Source organism: Ideonella lacteola (genome assembly GCF_038066555.1).
In the GTDB taxonomy this organism is placed as follows: Bacteria; Pseudomonadota; Gammaproteobacteria; order Burkholderiales; family Burkholderiaceae_C; genus Ideonella; species Ideonella lacteola.
This window is the reverse complement of record NZ_JBBUTG010000031.1, coordinates 18,935-40,424: the sequence shown is the minus strand read 5'-3', so window position 1 is coordinate 40,424 and position 21,490 is coordinate 18,935. Positions and strand designations below refer to the sequence as shown.

Below are 21,490 nucleotides of genomic sequence, written 5' to 3'. Positions count from 1 at the left end.
CGAGGATCATCGCGTGAGCGGTTGATCGTCTGTGGCGGGTGACGAGACGTCGACAGGCGGCTGATCGGAAACAATCACGCCCCCATCGTGGGGCTCAGCCTGCGCAGGGTCTGTCCCGCCAGGCGGCAGCGTGGGGTTGTCGCCGTTCGCCTTGGCCCCTTCCACCTCAGCGGCAGGGGCTGTTCGAGGCGTGGTCACCGTGTCCGCAGTGTCGGTGCCATTGACGGAATCGACAGCGAGCCAAGCCACCAGCCCAGCCACCGCCAGCGCGGCGACCACACCGGGCCAGTGGCGCCGAACCGGGCGATAGGGCGCATGGTCGTCGAGTGACGAATCCGACGGGACGTCGAAGGCAGCGCCGGGGCGCGGCGGCGGCGTGAGGATGCGACGGTCAGGTTGAGCGTGAGTGGTCATCGAAGTCTCCAGGTGAACGAAACACCAGTCCAGTCTGATCGCCATGCCATGGGGCGGGCATCGGCCACCATCGACGGTCGATGTAGGACGGCAGGTCTGTCGAAGACCCCTCCCCACTCTGCGCCAGCGCTGTCCTACAGACCTCAGCGCTTCTCTCCGATCGCGCTCGTGGCGCGGCCCACCTAACGTTCGTGCATCAACACACCTCGCTGAGGAGACTCTCCATGAATGCACGTCACACCATCGTCGCCTGCGCCGCTGCGTTGGCCGCGCTCACCATCCTCCCGGGCTGCGCTGTCTCGCGCGGCCAATCCAGCGTGGGCGAGTACATCGATGACGCCACGATCACCACCGCCGTGAAGGCGAAGTTCGTCGAAGCCAAGTCGGTCGACGCCACGTCCATCAAGGTCGAGACGCTGAACGGCGAAGTGATGCTCTCCGGCTTTGCCAAGAATGGAACCGAGCGCTCTGAAGCCGAGAACCTGGCCCGTCACGTGAACGGCGTCAAGGCGGTGAAAAACCAGATCGTCGTTCGATCGTGACGCCTCGCCTGGCTGGGCATTGACCTGCATCCGGCGCGTCCGTGACCGAACGATTTCCCGACCTCCCCTCAACCCCTGAGGCCCCCGCAGCCCAGGGGTCTGAGCCCGTGCTCACCCGGCCGAACCTCGCCCGTCGACCGACGGTGCTGTGGAGCATGGCCGGTGTACTGGCAGCGGTGACTGTCGCGCTCGGCGTGGCCGAATGGCAGGGGTGGCGCTTTCTGGCGCGGCCGGCCGAGCGCTGGTTGAGCCAGCATCTGGAACGCGAGGTTCGCTTCGGTGCAGCAGAATCCACCGGGTTTCGGCTGTCCTTGTGGCGAGGCATTCGGCTGCAGGTGGCCGATCTCAGCATCGCCAACCCACCGTGGAGCCAGCTGGGCCCCATGCTGACGGCGCATCAGGCGGAACTGCGTTTGCGCTATCGCGATCTGTGGGCGGCACGCGGGGGCTGCGCATTGAACGTGCAGGCCCTGCAGGCCGACACCTTGCAACTGCGCCTGGAGCGGCGGCAGGATGGGCGCGCCAGTTGGCAATTCGGTGGGGCCGACAGCGGCCTTGCCGCGGCAGAACCTGCGATCAACGGCGTGCATTTCGAATCGCTGATGGTGCGCGATGGGCGGCTGCATTGGATCGACGAACCCAGCCAGGTGACGCTGGACGGCGAGTTCGCATACCGCCCGGACGCCTGGCGGCAGACGCCCGGCTGGGTCGCTCAAGCGAAGGGCCGCTACCGCGATGCCCCGATGGCTTGGCAAGCCCGCACGGCCGCCGTGCTGCCGGGCATCGACGCGCTCGCGCCGGCAGAGGTGCCGCTTTCGGTCGAAGGCAGCGCCGGCCGAGCCCGGCTGAAGTTCGAAGGCAGCATCCGCGATCTGTTCGGCGAACAATCGCTGAACGGGCGCTACGCCTTGAGCGGGCCTTCCCTCGCCGCGGTCGGTGATCCGCTCGGGGTGACCTTGCCCACCACCGCCGAGTTCACACTGCGCGGCCAACTCCAGCGCGACGGTGATCGTTGGCGAACACAGGTCGAATCGGCCCAGATCGGGCGCAGTCGCCTATCGGGCGATTTTGAGTTCCACCACGTCGCCGGCCAAGTACCGTCGCTGACCGGCGAATTGCGCGGCACGGCGCTGTGGCTGCAAGATCTGGGGCCGGCGATCGGGGTGGAGCCGGGCACCGGTCTGGCGGGCCAGCCCGAGCGCCCCACCTCCAGCACTGCGGCGCGGCGGGTGTTGCCGGATCGGCCGCTGGACCTTCCCTCGCTGGCGGCCATGAAGGCTGACGTGAGGGTGCGGCTCGATCGGTTCGAGCTGGGGCATCCGAAGCTCGAATCGATACGGCCCTTGAAGGCGCGCATCACCCTGGGCGACAGCGTGCTGACCGTCAAAGACCTCGACGCCACCTTGGCCCAAGGCCGAATCTGGGGCGGGTTCCAACTCGATGCACGCCAGCCTCGTGACGGCATCTGGGACGTGAACCTGTCAACGCAGGGCCTGCGGCTGGAGCAATGGATCGATCAGGCTCGGCCCGCCGGGCAGCCGCCCTATGTGGCCGGCGACATCGGCGGTCAGCTGCAATTGCGCGGCCATGGCCGCTCCGTGGCCGAGCTGCTGGCCCACGCGGATGGCCAGGCAAAGCTGTGGTGGACAGAAGGCCAGATCTCGCACCTCGTCGTCGAAGGCTCGGGCATCGACCTCGCGCAGGCGCTGGGGGTGATGGTCACCGGAGATCGTGCCCTGCCGGTTCAATGCGGCGCGGCCGACCTGCGCATCCGGCAGGGCATCGTCTCGCCACAAGTGATGGTGGTGGACACGAGCGACTCCACGCTGTGGGCCACCGGTCACATCTCGCTGGCCTCGGAGGAGTTGAGCCTCACGGGCCACGTGGCCCCGAAAGATGTGAGCCCACTTGCGTTGCGCACCCCCGTGCGCGTGCGCGGCACGCTCGCCGACCCCGACCTCTCGCTCGCCAAAGGCCCCTTGGTGCGGCGTGCGGTGCCGGCCCTGCTGCTGGGCATGCTGAACCCCTTGGCGGCGTTGTTGCCGCTGATCGACCTGGGCAGCGGCGAAGCGCGCGATCGGTTGAATGGATGTCGCACGCTGGCCGCCCGTCAACCAGCCCCAGCGCCTTCGCGTGCACGGTCGGCACGCCCAGGGGCATCGTAGGAATCGTCTGACAAGAAACACGTCGTTGAACGGACGCCCGCGGCCCGGCGAGCGCTTGATAATCCGGCCCAAGCACCCAAGGCGGGCCGTCGCCGGCCGCGGCGGGTATCGATTTCCAACAGGCTCTTGGCGCACGCGCCCGGCCTTTCTTTCGTATGACCTCGCTGTTGCCTGCCAGCGTTCCACCCGCTCCGTTGAGGTGCTTCCTCGTCGAGGACAGCGCGGTCATCCGGCAGAACCTCATCGCCACGCTGGAAGAACTCCTGGCGGTGCAGATCGTGGGCACGGCCGAAGACGAGCGCAGCGCGGTCGAATGGCTGCGGGGCCACCCGGCCGACACCTGCGACCTGATGATCATCGACATCTTCCTGCGCAAGGGCACCGGGCTCGACGTGCTGCGACAGGCCCGCGAACTTCACCCCGAAGCGCGGCTGGTGGTGCTGACGAATTTCGCCACCGCCGACATGCGTAAGCGCTGTGCGCAGCTGGGCGCTGACCGCGTGTTCGACAAGTCGGCCGAGCTCGAGGAACTGCTGGCCTACTGCGAGGGGCTCAGCCGCCCCCTGCCCCAGGCTTGACGGGGCCGAAGCGGCCCTCGCCCATGGCGCTACTGAATCAGGCCGTTCTTCAGCGCGTAGTAGGTGAGGTCGCTGTTGGACGACAGCTTCATCTTCTCCATCACCCGCGTCCGATAGGTGGACACCGTCTTCACGCTCAGGGCCATCGAATCGGCCATGTGTCCGATCGTCTCACCCTTGGCGAGACGAAGGAAAACCTGGAACTCCCGCTCCGACAGCTGCTCATGCGGCAGCTTGTCGGGATCCCCCCCCAGTCCGTCGGCCAGCAGTTCAGCGACCGCCGAGGTGATGTACTTGCGGCCCCGGAAAACCGTGCGGATCGCGGTGACGATTTCTTCCGGGTCGCATTCCTTGTTGAGGTAGCCGCTGGCACCTTGACGCAGCAAGGTGGTCGCGTAATGCGTTTCCGGAAATCCCGACAGAATGAGCACCGGCAGGTTCGGCTCGCGCGCCTTGATGGCGGCCAGCGCATCCACACCGCTCTGATCGGGCATCGACAGGTCCATCACCAGCACATCGACCTCGCCCTTGCGCACAAGATCGAGTGCTTCGCGGCCGTTGGCCGCCTCACCTGTGATTCGCAAGTCGACTTGCTCGGACAGGAACTGACGCAGGCCGGTCCGAACGATCACGTGGTCATCCACAATTCCAACCCTGATCATGGCGCTCTCGTTGTGAACAGTTGCAAGGCCGGGGGAGTGTAGGCCATGGCCCATCCGTTTGCTGCATGGCTCGAACGAGCCCGATATCAGAAGCTGGCGTTTCCCGCCGCCGCGTTGGTGGCCGGGCTGATGATCCTGCTCAGCGAACTGGCCTACCACGGCGCCGACGCGCGCCTCACGCGCCTGACGGCGATGGACCAGGCCCGCTACGAATTGCTGCGGGTGCTGCGCCGCGTCACGGATGCCGAATCGGGCGAACGTGGCTTCCTGTTGACCGGTGGCCCCGAGTACCTCGCACCCTATCAGTCGGCCCGTGCCGACGTGTTCGATGGTCTGCAAAAGATCGAAAAGCTCTACCGAGACAGCGGTGATGCCCAGGCCGAAGCGCATCGGCAGCGCATCGCTGCACTGGTGATCGCCAAGCTCAGCGAAATGGAAGAGGTGCTGCGCCTGGATGCGAGCGGCGCACGCGGTACGGCCCTCGAGATGGTCCGCACAGGCATCGGCCGCGACCAGATGGAGCTGCTGCGCAAGGAGATCGACCAACTGCTCAAGCAGCAGGCCCAGGCCAGCAGCGAAGCGCTGGGCAGCGTGTACGACACGCTGCTGATGGGGCGATTGGGCGTGGCCGCGCTGACGGTGATCGGCCTGATCGTGTTGAGCGGCTTCCTGCGGGTGGGCCGGCAGCTGGATCGCCAGCGGGCGGAGCGGCAGGCCGAGGCGCAGGCCGAGCGCGAAAGATTGGAGCGAGAAGTCCAGTTGCGCACGGCGGACCTCACCGAGCTCGCGCGCCATCTGCAGACCGCCCGCGAAGACGAGCGCGCACGCCTGGCGAGGGACCTGCACGACGAGCTGGGCGCATTGCTCACCGCCGCCAAACTCGACGTGGCCCGCATCCGGCCCAAGCTGCAGCAGGCCGCCCCTGACCTGGCGCCGCGCCTGGCACACCTGGTCGAGGCGCTCAACAGCGGCATCGCCCTCAAGCGCCGCATCATTGAAGACCTGCGTCCGTCGACCCTCAACAGCCTGGGCCTCGGGCCGGCGCTGGAGATCCTGTGCCAGGAGTCGGGCGAACGCATGGGGCTGCCCATCGATGCCCGGCTGGAGCCGGTGCGCCTGGCACCCGGTGCCGACCTGGTGGTGTTCCGCGTGGTGCAGGAGTCGCTCACCAACATCGCGAAATACGCCAAAGCGACGAAGATCGAGGTGCAGCTGTGCACCGAAGGCGATTGGGCGGTGGTCGAAGTGCGCGACAACGGTGTGGGGTTCGACGCCAACCGGTCCACACGGGGCAGCCACGGCCTGTTGGGCATGCGCTTTCGCGTCGAAGCGGAGCGGGGGCACCTGGAGGTGCTGACAGCACCGGGGCGGGGCACCACGCTGCGAGCCAGGCTGCCATTGATGCCGACGCCCGAGCCCATGACGGACGTCGACTCGACGCTCCCCGCGCCGGAACACGCCGCCCCCAGCCCCGGCGCGCGCGCGTAGGACAACGCCTACACCGACTCGCTTCCCGCACCGACATCTCGCCGCGCCGTCTGCTGCTGAAGTAGGAAGAGGCGGCTGCCTACATTGGATGCATCGCAGCGAGCGGCTGCGAATCCATCCAACCGGCGGTCGCCTTGCGCCGCCCTTGCCCCACAAGGAGCTTCAGATGCTGCACTACGCCGTTGTGTTTTTCGTCATCGCGCTGATCGCGGCGCTGCTTGGATTCGGCGGCATCGCTGCCGGGGCCGCCGGCATCGCCAAGATCCTGTTCATCCTGTTCCTGGTGATGGCGGTGGCCGCCTTCCTCATGGGCTTGTTGCGCAAGGGCTGAGGTACCAGCCGGCCTCATCGTCATTCTTCCCCCCACCGATCGAAAGGAACCTCTCATGACCAAGCCAACCACCTCGTTCTCGGAGGCCACCAGCGACACCGCCAACCAAATGGCCGAGCAACTGGCCGACAAGGCCCACAGCGCGGTCAGCGCCACGCGCCGTCGCGCCAACAGCGCCCTGGATGGCGTGGACGAAGGCGTGGACAACCTGCGCGACATCGCCCCTTCCGCGTTCAGCCGCGCCGCGGCGCAGATGGAAGAGCTGACCCGCCGGGGCATGGATCGCGCCCGCGACACCAGCCAGGCCGTGCGAGACCAGGCTCAACGCGCCGGTGACCGTGCGGTCGGCTACATCCAGGACGAGCCGGTCAAGTCGGTGCTGATGGCGGTGGCTGCCGGTGCCGCGGTCGCCATGCTGGCGAGCTGGTTCGCCCGCTCACGCTCCGGCCGGTTCTGACGGTCGTTGGCGCCGCTCCGATCGCCGTAACGGGCCGCGCCGCCCACGCAAGGGGCCGCCGACGAGGACGGCCCCTTCTTCTACAGACGCGGCCAGCGGCCTTGGCCACGGGTCTTGTCAGCCGCCTCTGACAAGGGAACGCGCCCGTCGCCGATGTCAACGCCCTGCCGGGCCACGTACTCTGAGCGTCACGGTTGAGCGGGTTTTTCTTCCTTCGACCGCCATGCCCGGCCCACGCCGGATTCACCAGCCAGCCACCGCGGGTGGCCCATGCCAAGAAGAGGACTCGACATGAACTTCCATTCACGCACCACGATCGCGCAACATGGTTTGCTGCTGACCGCCCTGGTCGCCACCTTGGGCCTGACCGCCTGCGACCGCCGAGATGACCAGACCGCCGGCCAGAAGCTCGACAGCGCCATCGCCAAGACCGAGCAGAAGGCCGACGAGGCCAAGGTGGCCACTGAAAACGCCGCTAATCGCGCCGAGCAAAAGATCGATGCCGCCACCGACAAGATGGCCGCCAAGGCCGACGACGTGGCGATCACGGCCAAGGTCAACGCCGCGCTGGCGGGCGACCCCAAGCTGAGCGCCCTCAAGATCGATGTGGACACGGTCGATGGCCGCGTCAACCTGTCGGGATTTGCTCCCGATGCAGGATCACGGGAACGCGCCACCGAGCTGACCCGCGCCGTCAACGGCGTCGTCAGCGTGGACAACAAGCTCGAAGTCCGCTGATCGGGCGGCCGAGAACAACCGACTTGCCAGGAGGACCGCACCATGAAGACGTTCCTTCACGCACCGCTCTACCTGACGGTGGCAGTGGCCTGCGCCGCCCTGGTCGGGCTGCAGCCCGTCGACGCGACGATGCTGGATGCGAACGCGATGGTGGCGGTCACCGACCAGGTGCTGAGTTCGCTGGTGTTGGAAGCCGCCAGCGAAGCGCCGAGCCGAGCCGAGTAGTTCGAGGCCGGCACAGCACGGGGCCTGCCCGCCGATGCGGCGGCAGGCCCCTTCTCATTCAAGAGGCAGGCTCAAACGCTCGCCGCGCGCAGGCTTTCGCACAGCGAGGCCAGCCGCCCCGCGTCGGCCGGCGCCAGCTCGCCGGCCCGCAACAGGGCTGCCCGCTCGACCGCGCGAAGGCGAAACACCAGCTCTTCTTCGATCGACTCGACTTCGGCAACGTCACGTGCCGACAGACCCTGCGAACTCCACAGGCCGCTCGCATTCCACCCGATGCGCAGCCGCGCCAGCAGGTGCCGGCTCAGTGCCACCGCGGCCTTCAACGGCGGCGATTCGGCCTGGGCCGCCAACTCCGCAGCCCCTTCTTCGGCCGTGCGCAAGGCGGCATCCAGACGGCCGAGCCGACTTTGCACCTCGGACGAACTGAGCCTCGCGCCGCTGGGCACCTCGGCACGGGCGCCGGCCTCGACCACACGGGCCCAGTACAGGTCGAATTCGCCAGGCACGGCGCGCAAGGCCACGCTGACACGCGCCAGCAGGGGCTGCTCGGCATGGCGCAAGGTACCTAACGTCGCCTCAGTCACCGCCAGCATCCGGCCCAGTGACGACATGTCGTCGGACTGCAGCCCGTGCGGGTAGCCCGACCCATCGAGGCGTTCGTGGTGTTCGGCAATGGCCCGGGGCAGCGCGGCGGGGTAGTTGGTCAACTGCGCGATCAGCAGGTGGCCGACATGAGGATGCACCACCAATTGCTGGTAGCTGATGAAATCGAGTTCGCGGTCGGCCTCTGCCTCGCCATGGCGAGGGTCGATGTACATCTCGCCCAGGTCGTGCAGCAGCCCGCACAGCAGCGCCATGCGCATCTCGGCGGTGCCGCCACCGTGCGCATCCATCATCGCTCCGCACAGCGCCATCGCCTGGATGGCGTGCTCGAACGATTCGGGCCGCGACGCCTGGGCCGCGGTGAGCAGCAACTGCGGCACCGAGTGGATCGGCAGGTGCGAGGTTTCACGCACCAAACGGGCGGCATGCGGCCGCACCAATGTGGCGACGGGCCCGCCGCGCTCGAGCATCGATTCGAGCGATTGCACCAACGCATAGGCCGTGACGCCGTCTTCCGCCAGCAGGCAACTTTCAAGCGGATTGCGCAGTTGCCGGTCAAGCAGGCGGCGCTGCAGTGCGCTGGAGACAGGCTGATCACGGGCCCACAACTTGATGCCCGAGATGTCGAAGATGTCGCGCGAGGCGATGATGCTGCGGGTCTGGCTTGCTTCCAGGATCGTGGCCAGCGCATGCTGGTTGGCCACTGAAAATGAGGAGCCGCGCGGGACCGTGGCTGCTTGGATCATGACGAATCTCCCTGATTCAGCATCACTGAGCGTCGAGTGCCGCAGTGGGCAATGGGGCTGGGGCCGTGCCAGGTTCGTCGCGCTGTCTGTGGAGCCCGATCGACCTGTCCCGGTGCATCGGCCGAAGTCCCGCATGTTGAAGCGGTGCTTCTCCCTGGCTCGTGACAGCTGGAAACAGAATCTTGACGGAATCGCCGCCCGATCGCGCCCGGCACATCGGTGTTTTCTCACGATCCGCCGGTCCAGAATGGGGCATGACGATCTTGACGACAGCGCGATTGCGCCTGGAGCCTTTCGACGACCGCCACCTCGATGGCTTGAACGCATTGAACCGAGACCCGGTGGTGATGCGCTACCTGACCGGTCGGCCGGAGACGCGACAAGAGACCTCAGAAGTGATTGAGCGCGTGAAGGCGCGCTGGGCGGAATGGGGCTGCTCGTGGTGGGCGTTCATCGAGGCCGACACCCAGGCACTGGTCGGCGCCGGCTGCATCCAGCATCTCGGCCGCGACCCGGCCAATCCCCTGGAAATCGGCTGGCGTCTGCGGCAGGACCGCTGGGGCCGGGGTCTGGCCTCTGAAGCCGCCCGCACGATGGCCGGATGGGCCTTCGACGATCGGCGGGCCGGGTTGCTGGTGTCGGTGTGCCACGTGGACAACCACGCTTCCGCCCGCGTGATGCAGCGCCTGGGCATGCGCTACCGCGGGGTGGAGCACTGGTACGACATGGACACCTCGGTCTATGAGATGACGGCCGGCGATTGGCAACGCGCCAGCGGCCACGCCTGATCCCCGGTCACCCGCCTGCCGCTCTGCCTGCCAATCTGCCGCTCTGCCTGCCAATCTGCCGCTCTGCCTGCCAATCTGCCGCTCTGCCTGCCAATCTGCCGCTCTGCCTGCCAATCTGCCGGCCGCCAGCCCCTCCGTTCGCGCCCCATCCACGGCGATTCGCGAACGCCGGCCACCCGTCATCGCATCCGGGTGGCCCGCCCTGCGCCCCGCCGGCACCATGGCCTCCATCGATGTTCAACGCCCGACACGCCGGAGTCCCCCATGATGCTGATCCAGATCCTGTCTCACACCCCCACCTGGGTGTTTGGCCTGTTCGCAGCCCTGTTGCTGCTGGGCCTCTCGCAATTGGCCACCCGCCGCGTCAAGCTCCTGCGGGCGTCGCTGCTGCCGCTGGGCATGCTGGGCCTGTCCTTGTACGGGGTCTGCTCCGGCCTCGCAGCGGCCCACCCGTGGGTGCTGCTGGTGTGGCTGAAGGCCCTTGCAGTGAGCGCGGTGTTCGTGATGCGCAGGCCGGCCCCTGAAGGCACGCAGTACGACGCCGCCAGCCGCAACTTCGTGCTGCCCGGCAGCGCGGTGCCGCTGTCGATGATGATGGCGATCTTCTTCACCAAGTACGCCGTGGGCGTGATGTTGGCGATGCAGCCCGGCCTGGCGCAACAGGCGGTGTTTGCCGGTTCCCTGAGCCTGCTGTACGGTGCGTTGAGCGGCGTGTTCCTGGGCCGTGCGGCCCGTCTTTGGCAGCTCGCCTGGCCGACGTTCGGCAGCACCGCGCCTCTTCAGCCCGCCACGCGCTGAGCCTCAACGGCCCCGCCTGCGACCAGGGCCCGCCGCGACCCGCGGACGGGCCCTTTTCTTTTGCTGGGCACGGTGCTCGCCGTGTGGGGTGGGGCCACGGCGAGGTGGCCCGTCGCGATCAATGCGCGTCGTTCACGTAACGCACCGGCAGCCACACATAGCCACTGCCTTGTTTGCGCAGGTGGCCGATGCCCGGGAACGTCACATGGGACGGCGCCACCAAGTAGCCCTGCTTGGCGGCATCGGCAAATGCGGCCAAGCGCTGCGCCTTGGCAGACTTGGAATCGGTGTCGAAGGCCACCGTGACGGTGGGATCGGGGAACTGCACCTCCTCGAAGTGCATCAGGTCGCCCCAGAAAACGAGCTTCTGGCCCTTGCTTTCCAACACGTAGAAGCTGTGACCGGGCGTGTGGCCGTGCGTGGGCTGGGTGCGCAGCCCCGGGACGATCTCGGTAGCACCCGTGAATGGCTTGACCTTGCCCGCCTTCACGTACGGTGTCAGCGCCGCCTGGGCCATCTTGAAGAAGCCCTGCGCGCCCTTCGGCGCAGCGTCCATCTTGGCGGTGTCGAGCCAGAAATCGAGCTCAGCCTTGTCGGCGTGCACATTGGCGTTGGGGAACTGGATGGCGTCGCCATTGACCAGCCCGCCCACATGGTCGGCGTGCAAGTGGGTGATGACGATGTCGGTGACCTGGTCCGGGGTGTAGCCGGCCGCCTTCATGCTGGCCTGGAGCTTGTTCAGCGACGGCCCGAAGAAGCCGCCTGCACCGGTGTCGACCAGCACCAGCTTGTCGCCGAGCTTGACGAGATAGGCATTGACCGAGGTGTGCAGCGGGCCGGTCTGATGCGCCTGCTTGAGCAGATCCTGCACGTGCTGGGGCTTGGCTCCGGTGAGGATGTCCGCGCTGAGCACCACCGTGCCGTCGGACAGCGACGTGACTTCGGCATCGCCCAGCATCATGCGCACGTAGCCCGCTTGTGCCTTGGCGAGTGCCGGCGGCGGCGGGGTCTGCGCGACGGCGGAGCCGGCGGCGATGCCGGTGAACACCAAGGCGGCCAGGGCCGTGCGTGTGAAGGCGTGAAGTCTTGTCATGGGTGTCGTCATCGTTGGTCCTTGTTGTGCATCCTGAATCTGGTGGAGGTGTGGCCGTCCGGCGCCCCGCCCGGGGCTGAATGTTCCACAACCGAAGGTCGGGCGTGGGCCGGCTGCGCCATGGCCTGACATGCCGGGGGTCTTGCGCTCCTCGGGACACGGCGCCCGCCGAACGGCACGGGCCGCACGATAGGAGGGTCGGGGCCATCCAGCAAGCCTTTGCCGGTGCGAGCAGTTTTTCGCTGGTGCAACAATCGTCCGCATGGACAAGTACGCCGCCTTGCAAGCCTTCGCCCGCGTCGTTGAATGCGGCAGTTTCACCAAGGCGGTGGCGTCGCTGGGGGCCACCAACGCCGCCGTGACGCGCTCGGTGCAAGACTTGGAGGCGCACCTGCGCACCAAGCTGATCCACCGCACCACGCGGCGGCTGTCGGTCACGCCCGATGGTCAGCGCCTGTACGAGCACGCCGCCGACTGGCTCAACGACTGGCATGCGCTGGAAGCCAGCGTCGTCGATGCCCAGGCCGTGCCGCAGGGGCGCTTGCGCGTCGAGGTCGGGGCCGCCGTCGCACGGCAGTTTCTGATTCCCGCACTGCCGCTGTTCCAGGCGCGGTACCCGGAGATCGAAATCAACCTCGGCGTGGGCGACGTGGTGGTCGACGTGATCGCACAGAAAGTGGACTGTGTGATCCGCGGCGGTGAGGTGGAAGACGAATCACTGGTCGCCCGCCGACTCGGGGTGATGAACTACATCACCTGTGCCTCGCCCGAATACCTGCGGGCGCACGGCACCCCCACCCACCCCAGTGATCTGGAAGACCCACGGCACCGCGTGCTCACGCTGTTCATGCCCAGCAGCCGCAAGCCACGGCCGATGACATTCGAGCGCGCGGGCGAGCGGCTGACGGTGGATTGCCGCAGCACCTTGTCGCTCAACGAGAGCAACGCCTACGTGGCCGCCGGGCTGGCGGGCCTGGGCGTGATGTCGGTGGGCAGCTTGCTGGTCAAGGATGCGCTGCTCGATGGCCGCCTCGTGCGGCTGATGCCCGACTGGGCTTGTGACCACAAACCCATCTACCTGGCCTACGCTTCGCGCCGCCACATGAGCAAGCGGCTGCGGGTGTTCATCGACTGGGTGGTGCAACTGTTCGAGCAGGAGCCGCTGCTGCGCCCCGGCGCCCAGGTGCCCGAACCGGCCCGCACGGCGGCTGCCCCGCGCCGCTCGCCGACATCGAGCACTTCGGCGCTGCGCCGAGCGGCCTGACCGCGCCGCTAGTCGCTTCCTGAATCCGCGGGGCTGCACCGGCCGGCAAAGAGCCCGCCGCTTGATGGTGCCCGCCGCTTGGTGCCCGCCGATTGACGCTCACCTGTTGACGCTCACCCAGATAAGTTGTATTGTGCAACCCACATAAGTTGTCCTATACAACCAAAGGAGAGGCCATGTTCGGCATCCGTTTCATCAAGTCCCAGCCCACCGTGCACCTGATGCAGTTCCGCGGCGGCCAGATCGTTCGCGAAGGGATGGGTCAATCGTTTTTCTACTACGGCCCGACGACCACCCTGGTGGCGGTGCCGGTGGGCAGCAAGGACCGCCCGTTCATCCTCGACCTCGTGACCTCGGATTTCCAATCGGTCACCGTGCAGGGCCAGGTCACCTATCGGATCGGCGATCCGCACAAGACCGCCGCGCTGATGGACTTCTCGCTGGCACGCGACGGCCAGAGCTACGTGTCGGAAGATCCCGGTCGCCTGGGGGACCGGGTGGCGATGCAGGTGGAGGTGATCATCCAGCAAGCCGTCCAGGCACTGCCGTTGAAAGAAGCCCTGCGCGCCTCGTCGGCCATCGCCCGCGCCGCGCAGGATGAACTGGCGCTTCAGCCCGAGATGGCGGCGCTCGGCCTGGAGATCCTTGGTGTGTCGATCATCGCGATCAAGCCCAACCCGGACATCGCCCGGGCCCTGGAGGCCGAGGCACGCGAGTCCAACCTCAAGACAGCCGACGATGCGATCTATTCACGGCGCATGTCGGCGGTGGAGAACGAACGCGCCATCCGGCAGAACGAGCTCGACACCGACATCGCCGTTGAACAGAAAAAGCGCGAGATGCGCGAAGCGCAGATGGAAGCCAAGGCGACGTTGATGCGCAAGGAGAACGCGCTGCGGGCAGAGCAGATGGCCTCCGACATCGAACTCGAAACCCGGCGTGCCGACTTCGTGGACGGACAGGCTCGCAACAGGCGCGCGCTGGCCGAGGCCGAGGCGCACCGTGTGGGGGCCGTGATGCAGGCGCTCCAGTCGGCCGACCCGCGGGTGGTCCAGGCCCTGGCGGCCGCCGGCATGCAGCCCGGCCAGTTGATCGCGCAGGCCTTCGGCGGCATCGCCGAGCGCGCGGAGCGCATCGGGCAGCTCAATGTCTCCCCGGAATTGCTGCAGAGCCTGATGGCAGGCTCCGCCGCGAACCCGTTGGCCACTGTGGCCGCCAGCATCACCCCCACGAAGGCCGGCCGTGAGCGCGCCTGACCGCAAGGTGGTGCTGGTGACTCGCCGCACCCGGCTGGACGAGTTGCTCGCCCGGTTCCATACCCTCGGACAGGCCAAGTTCTATCTGGAGCATCTGGGGGCCGACTTCTCCGACTACGTGCGTGAAGACGCGGCCTACGCCCGAGCGAAGACCGAGGTGAGCCACGCGCTGCAGGCTTGGGGCCGGCACCAGATGATCGACCGCGACTATCTGCCCAACTTCGTCTTCGCAGCCGACGACATCGTGGTGGCGTTGGGGCAGGATGGTCTGGTCGCCAACACGCTGAAGTACCTCGACGGGCAGCCTTTGGTCGGCGTCAATCCCGAACCGAGCCGCTGGGACGGACTGCTGCTGCCCTTCCTGCCCACCGAGCTGAAGCCGTTGTTGGCCGATGTGGCCGCCGATCGTCGTCCAGTGACCTCGGTGACGATGGCCCGGGCCACACTGTCGGATGGCCAGACGCTGCTGGCCGTCAACGACCTGTTCATCGGCCCGCGCACGCACACCTCCGCGCTGTACGACATCCGCCTCGGGGATCACGCCGAAGCGCAATCGTCATCAGGCTTGGTCGTCTCCACCGGCCTGGGCTCGTCGGCATGGCTGAAGAGCATCGTCACCGGGTCGCTGGGCATCGCCGCGGCCCTGCAGCCCGAGGCCTCCAGCGCCGCGCGCGCCGCTGGCGCCTACCGGCCGATGCCCTGGGACACCGATCACCTCGCCTTTGCAGTGCGCGAGCCCTTCGCCAGCCGCACTTCATCGGCTCAGTTGGTGTACGGCGAAGTGACGGCAGCCCGGCCGCTGAAGCTGCGCTCGCGCATGCCGGACCATGGCGTGATCTTTTCCGACGGCATCGAAGCCGACTACCTGCGCTTCACCGCGGGGATGGAGGCCACCATCGGCCTCGCACCCACCCGCGGACGTCTCGTTCGTTGAACGATGCGGCGGCGAACCAGTGCTGGCTCGCCCCTTGAGCCTCTCGCCGCGTCCAATGTGGTCTCAACGGGAGAACGACATGAACACATTGAACACATCCACCGATCGCTGGGCTCCGCACGACCAATCCACCGCCTCTGCCCAGGCCTGGCACGACGCCACCCACCGACGCGCTCGCCGCGTCTTCGCCGGCCTCTACGGCCTGGCCGTGGCCTGCCTGCTGTGGTGCGCCCTGCCGCTGCCGAACGTGCTCAGCACCGCCTCGCTGTTGCCGGCCATCGTGGCCGCCCAGATCGTCGGCGCGTTGGCGCTGCTGGGCTGGCTGCTGGCCTACCCGCGCGAGGCGTGCGACGAGGGGGCCACGCCTTCGCCCTTGTCCTCACCGCTGGAGCGTTGGTTGGCCGCGGTGACTCGGCGCTCGTCGATCGAGCCCACCTTCGGCCCGCAGTGACGCCCTGAGCGGCCAGGCCGTGCAGATCGATCGGTGTGCTTCGCGAGGGCCGGGCCTCCGTGCAGGCGCAGCCGAGGCCCGCCAATGGGCGCGTCACGCCAATCGGATCGGGGTGAAGGTGAGCGGCGCAGCGTCGGGGTCGCTCACCAGCGCGTCGATCAGCGCGGCGAACGCTTCACGGTCGGTGGCGACCGCCTCGCCCCAGTTCGAGCGCCCATTCGCCGCCAGCTCTGACAGCACGGTCGAAGCCGACTTCGTCATCGGATGCTCAGAATGTTCGAGGCAGAACACCCGGCAACGCGTGGCCTGGAACAGCACGCCGATGAAGTACGCCTCGGACACGGCGGCAGGGGCTGGCAGTGTGAGCACCACCAGCTCGCCCCGCTGTGCATCGGCCGGGCGATGCCACACTGACGCGCCTTCGTTGGGCAGGCGCTCCGCCGGATCCAGCTCGCGGCCCACCGCCGTCCACAGGTCCGTGAAGAAGCGCTCGTCGCCTCCGGGCCTGAACTTGTCCAGGAAGCGCTGCGGCCCCTGCAGCGCCAACTGCGCCATCAGGTATTTCATGCGGAAGTGGTGGGTGCGGGCAGACATGCGCAGACAACGCCGTATCGAAGTGAGCCAGTCTTCCCGACATTCACCGAACCGACACCGCGCGTGCCGCGCGGCGATGTGCACTTCTTCACTCATCGTTCAACGATGCGGGGTGTCAGCAGCCCGCGCGATACTCGGCGCCACTTTGTTCCACCCCCACGATCCGCCATGACCATCTCCAACCTCACGCAGCGCTTCGCCGGCAAGGAAGTTCGTGACTACGAGCGCGGTCAACCTGTCGATTCGGCGGCCGATGTCGTCTACCGACTGAGCCTCGACTACGACGCGGACACCACGATGGTGACCCTGCTCGACGAATTCCTCGCCGAAGTGGACAAGTCTCGGTTGGAGGCCCTGGTCATCGGCGCCTGGGAAGAACCCCACGAGAACAACCCCGACGGCGTGATCGCGGCGCTGGCCGACCGGGCCGCCGACCTGCCTCAGCTGAAGGCCGTGTTCATCGGCGACATCACCTACGAAGAGTGCGAGATCTCCTGGATCATCCAGGGTGACTACACACGGCTGCTGCAGGCCTTCCCGCGCCTCGAGCAGTTGCATATCCGGGGCTCGAATTCGCTGACGTTTCCGGCCTGCACGCACGCTGGCCTGAAGCGGCTGGTGATCGAGTGCGGCGGACTGCCGGCCACCGTGTGGCAAGGCCTCGCGGGCTGCAGCTTCCCCGCGCTGGAACACCTGGAGCTGTGGGTCGGCACTTCCGACTACGGCTTCGATGCCGATCTGGACGCGGTGACAGCAGCAGTTGAAAAGCTGCGCACGCCGGGCCTGCGATACCTGGGCCTGCGCGATGCAGAAATGGCGGACGCCATCGCCGCCTGGATCGCCGGCCAACCGTGGATATCGCAGTTGGCGGTGCTGGATCTGTCGCTCGGTACGCTGGGCGACGAGGGCGCCCAGGCGCTGTTGAATAGCCCGCTGGTGCGCAGGCTGCCCCGCGTCGATCTCTCGCACCACTACATCAGCGACGAACTGCAAGCGCAGTTGCGGGCCGCGATGCCGGGTGTCGTGCTGGATGACGTGCAGGAAGAGGATGACGAGTACCGCTACGTGGCCGTCGGCGAATGACCGCCGGCCGCCCGGTGCGCGCTTTGCACACTGGGTGGTGCTGGGGGTGGCCGGCAGCAAGCGCCACCGCCAGGTGCTGGCCAGTTGCGAGCGGCTCGGCGTGCCGCCGCCGGCGTGGGTCGCCTGGGCCGATTGGCTCGACCGCCCTGCGGTGCTCGACGAGGCCATCGCCCGCCCGTGCGTCCTCAAGATCGAACCACCCGGCGACGACCCCGCCGTCCATCACGCGCTGATCACGCACGGGGCCCATCTGCTGGGCCTGCTGCCACCGGCACCGCTGCAGCATGGCGAGCTCGGCCACGGTCGGCTCTGGTTCGAAGGCTTTCGGTGGGCGATGCAGGCCATTGGCCAGTCGTGCACCCGCTCGGCCGCCCACCCGGTCAACCCGCCGGACGACATCCTGGCGATGACCGACAAGCTGACCTGCCAGCGCCGGCTGCAGTCTCACGGCGTGGCTACGCCACCGCTGCTCGGGCCGATCGAGGGCTTTGATGACCTGCAACGCCGGATGGACGAGCACGGTGCGGACCGGGTGTTCGTCAAGGCTCGGTACGGCTCATCGGCCGCCGGCGTGGTGGCCTACCGGCGCCATCTGCCGGGCCGCCACCAAGCCACCACCACCGCGCGCCAGGTGATCGAGTCCGGCCGGGCAGGCGAGACGCGCCTGTTCAACGACAAGCGCGTCAGCCGCTACCTGGGCGTGGAGCCGATCCGAGACCTGATCGACCGGATTGCCGCCGACGGCGCCTATGCAGAGGTGTGGATCACCAAGCCGCGCTGGGGTGCCGGCCACTTCGACCTGCGCATGCTGGCCCTGCTCGGCAGCCCGGCGCACCGCGTGGCCCGCTTGAGCCCGCACACCATGACGAACCTGCATCTGGACGCCGAGCGGCTACCGGCCGAGCAGGTGCTGAGCCAGGCCGCTCAAGCTCGCATCGAGCAATTGGTCACTCGGGCGGCCAGCGCTTTCCCGGCCAGTGGCGTGATCGGGTTCGACGTGCTGCCCCATCGGGACCGGCCGTGCATCATCGAAGCCAACGCCTTTGGCGACCTGCTGCCCGGCCTGCTCTGGCAGGGGCTGGACACGCACGCCGTGCTGCACGCACGGATGGGCCAGCCGGCTTCGGCGTCGGCGTGGGCCCCGTGGCGCCAAGGCATGCCGGCATGAGCGCGAACCCGGTCGACATGAACGCGGTGGTCGGCACGCACGACATCGTGTTCGTGACGCTCGACACCCTGCGTTACGACGTGGCGCAGGCCGAGTTCGAGCAGGGTCGCTTGCCGGTGTTCCAGAGCCTGCTGCCGCCGGGCGGCTGGGAACGCCGTCACACGCCGGGCAGCTTCACCTACGCGGCCCACCACGCGTTTTTCGCCGGCTTTCTGCCCACCCCCTCCGAGGGCGGGCCCGATGCCCGCTTGTTCGCGACGGCGTTCGTCGGCAGCCAGACCACGTCGGACACCACGTATGTGTGCGACCAGGCCGACATCGTCAGCGGGCTGGCTGCGTCCGGCTACCACACGGTGTGCATCGGCGGCGTCGGCTTCTTCAATCGGCAAACCGCCTTGAGCCGGGTGCTGCCCGATCTCTTCGCCGAGAGCCACTGGAGCCCGTCCATGGGCGTCGGGGCGCGGCACTCGACCGAGCGCCAGGTGGCACTGGCGTGCCGGCGGCTCGCGGAGCTGCCGGGGCGGGTGATGCTCTTCATCAATGTCTCGGCCATCCACCGACCCAACCGGTGCCACCTGCCCGGTGCCACCGTCGATTCAATGCACACCCACGCCGCCGCGTTGCGCTATGTGGATGGCGCCTTGGCGCCGCTGTGGTCGGCCTGCCGCCAACGCGGCCCCAGCTTCGTGATCGTCTGTTCTGACCATGGCAGCGCCTATGGCGAAGACGGCCACCAGGGCCACCGCGTGGCCCACGAGTGCGTCTGGACGGTGCCCTATGCCCATTTCTTTCTGGAGCCCTCGTGAACGCCCGTGATCCGATGTCCCTGGCGAGCCTGATCGCGACCGGCCCCTACCAGGCCTACTCGTACTCGTACCCGCACAAGAGCGCCTATCGGCCACTGGCTCGGCCGGCGCCGCTGGCCCCGCTGTGGGCTGCCGAGGACCGTTCCGCCCTGTTCGCCTACCTGCACCTGCCCTTCTGCACGATGCGCTGCGGCTTTTGCAACCTGTTCGCGATGGCGCAACCTGGTGATGACCTTGTCGACCGCTATGTCGACGCGCTGTGGCGGCAGATGGCGGTGATGGACGAGGTGCTCGGTGAACGCCGCTTCGCGCGCCTGGCCCTCGGCGGGGGCACACCGTCCTACCTCAGCGCCGCCCAGCTGGCGCGGGTGTACGAGGGCGTGCAGCGCCATCTGCGCATCGAGCCCGGCAGCGTCCCTTCGGGCATCGAGGTGTCGCCCGAGACGGTGACCCGCGACCGCCTGGGTGTGTGCCGCGACGCCGGCGTCGACCGGATCAGCATGGGCGTTCAGAGCTTCATGGCTGACGAGGTGCGATCGCTGGCCAGGCCGCAGCAGAACGCCACCGTCACCGAAGCCATCGAGGAGATCCGGCGTTCCGGCATCGCCACGCTGAACCTCGATCTCATCTACGGCATCGAGGGCCAGACCTGCGACAGCTGGCTCGCCTCGATCGACAGCGCACTGCGCTTCGAGCCGGAGGAGCTGTACCTCTACCCGCTTTATGTGAGGCCGCGCACCGGCCTCGGCAGGATCGCCATCCGGCGCGCCGGCCCGGCCAAGGCACCAACGGTGCCCCCTGCGCCGCAGCGCGAAGACACACGGCTGTCGCTGTACACCGTGGCCCGCGAGCGGCTGCTGGCCGCGGGCTACGAGCAGGTCTCGATGCGCATGTTCCGCGCGCCGCATGCCCCCGCCGACACCGGGCCGGCCTATTGTTGCCAGAGTGACGGCATGGTGGGCCTGGGCGCCGGGGCACGCTCTTACACCCGCGCCCTGCACTACTCGGGCCGGTATGCGGTGGAGCGCGAACCCACCCGCGACATCGTCGAAGCCTTCATCGGGAGCACGGCGCACGACCTGGCGCATGCCCACCACGGCTTCGAGCTGACACCCGATGAGCGGCGGCGCCGCTACCTCATCCAGTCGCTGCTGGTGCGGCCCGGTCTGGCGCATGAGGCCTACGCCCGGCAGTTCGGGGCACGCCCGCTCGAAGATTGGCCCCCGTTGGCCGAGTTGATCACCCTGGGCCTGGCGGACGACGAAGGCGATCACCTGGTGCTCACCGAGCAGGGGCTGGCTTTCGCCGATGTCATCGGGCCCTGGCTCGCCTCGGATCGGGTGCGCGCCTTGTCACAGGCCGTGGCATGCTGACGCTGCACTTCCGCGGACGCCTGGCCAGCTGCAACTACGCTTGTCCGTACTGCCCCTTCGCCAAACGACGTGACAGCCGCGCGACGCTGCAGCAGGATGCACGCGACCTGCAGCGCTTCGTGGACTGGACGCGCCCGCAGCCCGGGCCGCTGCGCATCGGCTTCACGCCCTGGGGAGAGGCCCTGATCCGCCAGCACTACCGACGCGCGATGCTCGACCTGGCCGCCCAGCCGCAGGTCACACAGGTGTCGGCGCAAACCAACCTCTCTGGCCCGCTCGCCTGGTTGGCTGACGCGCCCGCCGGCAAGGTGTCGCTGTGGTGCACCTTCCACCCGGGGCAGACCACGCTCGACCGGTTCGTGGCCCGCTGCAGGCACCTGGCGTCGCTGAACATTCGGCATTCGGTGGGCGTGGTGGCGCTGCACGAGCACTACGCGGACATCCGCGCGCTGCGGGCCGCGCTGCCGAGCGACGTGCCGATGTGGTTCAACGCCTACGACCGGCGCCGGCCCGGCTACTACAGCGACGACGACCTGCGCTGGCTCGAGTCGATCGACCCCTTCTTCGCGCACAACCACTCGCCAGGCTGGTCGCGCGGCGCCGCCTGTCGCGCCGGTGAAGAGGCGCTCACCATCGACGGCGACGGCACGGTCCAGCGCTGCCACTTCATCCCCACGCGGCTGGGCAATCTGTACGTCGACGCACTCGACACGATGCTCAAGCCCCGCGCCTGCAGCCGGTTCAAGTGCGACTGCTACATCGGCTACGCCCATCGAAAAGACCTGCCGTTCGAGCAGCACTTCGGCCTCGGCCTCCTCGCGCGGGTGCCGACGCCTCATCAGCCAGTTCACCCTCTCGCCGCGGGCTCTGCGGATCCGCAGCGAACCCCAGTGAGCCGCGGGGTCGGGCCCGAAGGCTGAGCAGCACCCTCCG

24 protein-coding genes are annotated in these 21,490 nt (G+C 67.9%); 19 read left to right on the top strand and 5 right to left on the bottom strand.

The window, feature by feature from the left end; translation table 11 throughout:
• Positions 1-6 precede the first annotated feature (6 nt).
• Positions 7-414, bottom strand: coding sequence for a hypothetical protein (locus AACH06_RS27600; protein ID WP_341429026.1), 408 nt, complete (start codon positions 412-414; stop codon positions 7-9).
• A 224-nt stretch (positions 415-638) separates the two neighbouring features.
• Here AACH06_RS27600 and AACH06_RS27595 point away from each other — a divergent pair, with 224 nt between their 5' ends.
• From AACH06_RS27595 to AACH06_RS27585, 3 genes are all read left to right on the top strand, one after another.
• Positions 639-956, top strand: a complete 318-nt coding sequence (locus tag AACH06_RS27595; RefSeq protein ID WP_341429025.1) for a BON domain-containing protein — start codon at positions 639-641, stop codon at positions 954-956.
• Between the two features lie 107 nt (positions 957-1,063).
• Complete coding sequence (locus tag AACH06_RS27590) at positions 1,064-3,121, top strand: AsmA family protein (protein ID WP_341429024.1); 2,058 nt, start codon at positions 1,064-1,066, stop codon at positions 3,119-3,121.
• A 155-nt stretch (positions 3,122-3,276) separates the two neighbouring features.
• Complete coding sequence (locus AACH06_RS27585) at positions 3,277-3,699, top strand: response regulator transcription factor (RefSeq protein ID WP_341429023.1); 423 nt, start codon at positions 3,277-3,279, stop codon at positions 3,697-3,699.
• A 29-nt stretch (positions 3,700-3,728) separates the two neighbouring features.
• On the opposite strand, the gene AACH06_RS27580 is transcribed toward AACH06_RS27585, so the two are convergent.
• Positions 3,729-4,361, bottom strand: a complete 633-nt coding sequence (locus tag AACH06_RS27580; protein WP_341429046.1) for a response regulator — start codon at positions 4,359-4,361, stop codon at positions 3,729-3,731.
• 45 nt (positions 4,362-4,406) lie between these two features.
• On the opposite strand from AACH06_RS27580, the gene AACH06_RS27575 reads away from it, so the two are divergent.
• The 5 genes from AACH06_RS27575 (at position 4,407) to AACH06_RS27555 (ending at position 7,600) form a co-directional block, all read left to right on the top strand.
• The gene (locus tag AACH06_RS27575) at positions 4,407-5,849 is read left to right on the top strand and encodes a CHASE3 domain-containing protein (RefSeq protein ID WP_341429022.1); all 1,443 of its coding nucleotides are present in this window, start codon (positions 4,407-4,409) and stop codon (positions 5,847-5,849) included.
• A 166-nt stretch (positions 5,850-6,015) separates the two neighbouring features.
• A complete protein-coding gene (locus AACH06_RS27570; RefSeq protein ID WP_341429021.1) occupies positions 6,016-6,180 on the top strand; it encodes a DUF1328 domain-containing protein in 165 nt (54 codons plus the stop codon).
• Between the two features lie 55 nt (positions 6,181-6,235).
• Positions 6,236-6,637, top strand: coding sequence for a hypothetical protein (locus tag AACH06_RS27565; RefSeq protein ID WP_341429020.1), 402 nt, complete (start codon positions 6,236-6,238; stop codon positions 6,635-6,637).
• A gap of 291 nt (positions 6,638-6,928) precedes the next feature.
• Positions 6,929-7,375: a BON domain-containing protein gene (locus AACH06_RS27560; protein ID WP_341429019.1), complete on the top strand. Its 447-nt coding sequence runs from the start codon at positions 6,929-6,931 to the stop codon at positions 7,373-7,375.
• A gap of 42 nt (positions 7,376-7,417) precedes the next feature.
• Entirely contained in the window at positions 7,418-7,600 is a 183-nt protein-coding gene (locus AACH06_RS27555) for a hypothetical protein (protein ID WP_341429018.1), read from the top strand.
• A gap of 71 nt (positions 7,601-7,671) precedes the next feature.
• Here the strand turns inward: AACH06_RS27555 and AACH06_RS27550 are convergent, their stop codons facing one another.
• Positions 7,672-8,949 carry an HD-GYP domain-containing protein gene (locus AACH06_RS27550; protein ID WP_341429017.1) on the bottom strand — a complete coding sequence of 426 codons (1,278 nt, stop codon included), beginning with the start codon at positions 8,947-8,949 and terminating at the stop codon, positions 7,672-7,674.
• 254 nt (positions 8,950-9,203) lie between these two features.
• Here AACH06_RS27550 and AACH06_RS27545 point away from each other — a divergent pair, with 254 nt between their 5' ends.
• Positions 9,204-9,737: a GNAT family N-acetyltransferase gene (locus AACH06_RS27545; RefSeq protein WP_341429016.1), complete on the top strand. Its 534-nt coding sequence runs from the start codon at positions 9,204-9,206 to the stop codon at positions 9,735-9,737.
• Between the two features lie 264 nt (positions 9,738-10,001).
• Entirely contained in the window at positions 10,002-10,535 is a 534-nt protein-coding gene (locus AACH06_RS27540) for a DUF6622 family protein (protein WP_341429015.1), read from the top strand.
• A 118-nt stretch (positions 10,536-10,653) separates the two neighbouring features.
• Here the strand turns inward: AACH06_RS27540 and AACH06_RS27535 are convergent, their stop codons facing one another.
• Positions 10,654-11,628 carry an MBL fold metallo-hydrolase gene (locus tag AACH06_RS27535; protein ID WP_341429014.1) on the bottom strand — a complete coding sequence of 325 codons (975 nt, stop codon included), beginning with the start codon at positions 11,626-11,628 and terminating at the stop codon, positions 10,654-10,656.
• 262 nt (positions 11,629-11,890) lie between these two features.
• Here AACH06_RS27535 and AACH06_RS27530 point away from each other — a divergent pair, with 262 nt between their 5' ends.
• From AACH06_RS27530 to AACH06_RS27515, 4 genes are all read left to right on the top strand, one after another.
• Positions 11,891-12,892 carry a LysR family transcriptional regulator gene (locus AACH06_RS27530; RefSeq protein WP_341429013.1) on the top strand — a complete coding sequence of 334 codons (1,002 nt, stop codon included), beginning with the start codon at positions 11,891-11,893 and terminating at the stop codon, positions 12,890-12,892.
• 176 nt (positions 12,893-13,068) lie between these two features.
• Positions 13,069-14,148, top strand: a complete 1,080-nt coding sequence (locus AACH06_RS27525) for an SPFH domain-containing protein (RefSeq protein ID WP_341429012.1) — start codon at positions 13,069-13,071, stop codon at positions 14,146-14,148.
• Entirely contained in the window at positions 14,135-15,082 is a 948-nt protein-coding gene (locus tag AACH06_RS27520) for a diacylglycerol kinase catalytic domain-containing protein (RefSeq protein WP_341429011.1), read from the top strand. Before AACH06_RS27525 ends, AACH06_RS27520 begins: the two co-directional genes overlap by 14 nt.
• A 79-nt stretch (positions 15,083-15,161) precedes the next feature.
• The gene (locus AACH06_RS27515) at positions 15,162-15,533 is read left to right on the top strand and encodes a hypothetical protein (RefSeq protein ID WP_341429010.1); all 372 of its coding nucleotides are present in this window, start codon (positions 15,162-15,164) and stop codon (positions 15,531-15,533) included.
• 93 nt (positions 15,534-15,626) lie between these two features.
• Here the strand turns inward: AACH06_RS27515 and AACH06_RS27510 are convergent, their stop codons facing one another.
• A complete protein-coding gene (locus AACH06_RS27510) occupies positions 15,627-16,127 on the bottom strand; it encodes a hypothetical protein (protein ID WP_341429009.1) in 501 nt (166 codons plus the stop codon).
• 168 nt (positions 16,128-16,295) lie between these two features.
• Between AACH06_RS27510 and AACH06_RS27505 the strand changes: the two genes are divergently transcribed.
• From AACH06_RS27505 to AACH06_RS27485, 5 genes are read left to right on the top strand one after another with little or no spacing between them, the layout of a single operon-like run.
• The gene (locus AACH06_RS27505) at positions 16,296-17,210 is read left to right on the top strand and encodes an STM4015 family protein (RefSeq protein ID WP_341429008.1); all 915 of its coding nucleotides are present in this window, start codon (positions 16,296-16,298) and stop codon (positions 17,208-17,210) included.
• Positions 17,176-18,378 (top strand): STM4014 family protein, encoded by a 1,203-nt coding sequence (locus AACH06_RS27500; protein WP_341429007.1) that lies wholly within the window; start codon positions 17,176-17,178, stop codon positions 18,376-18,378. Before AACH06_RS27505 ends, AACH06_RS27500 begins: the two co-directional genes overlap by 35 nt.
• Positions 18,375-19,184, top strand: coding sequence for an STM4013/SEN3800 family hydrolase (locus tag AACH06_RS27495; RefSeq protein ID WP_341429006.1), 810 nt, complete (start codon positions 18,375-18,377; stop codon positions 19,182-19,184). Before AACH06_RS27500 ends, AACH06_RS27495 begins: the two co-directional genes overlap by 4 nt.
• Positions 19,181-20,557, top strand: coding sequence for an STM4012 family radical SAM protein (locus AACH06_RS27490; protein ID WP_341429005.1), 1,377 nt, complete (start codon positions 19,181-19,183; stop codon positions 20,555-20,557). Before AACH06_RS27495 ends, AACH06_RS27490 begins: the two co-directional genes overlap by 4 nt.
• Entirely contained in the window at positions 20,551-21,477 is a 927-nt protein-coding gene (locus AACH06_RS27485) for an STM4011 family radical SAM protein (RefSeq protein WP_341429004.1), read from the top strand. Before AACH06_RS27490 ends, AACH06_RS27485 begins: the two co-directional genes overlap by 7 nt.
• Positions 21,478-21,490 lie beyond the last annotated feature (13 nt).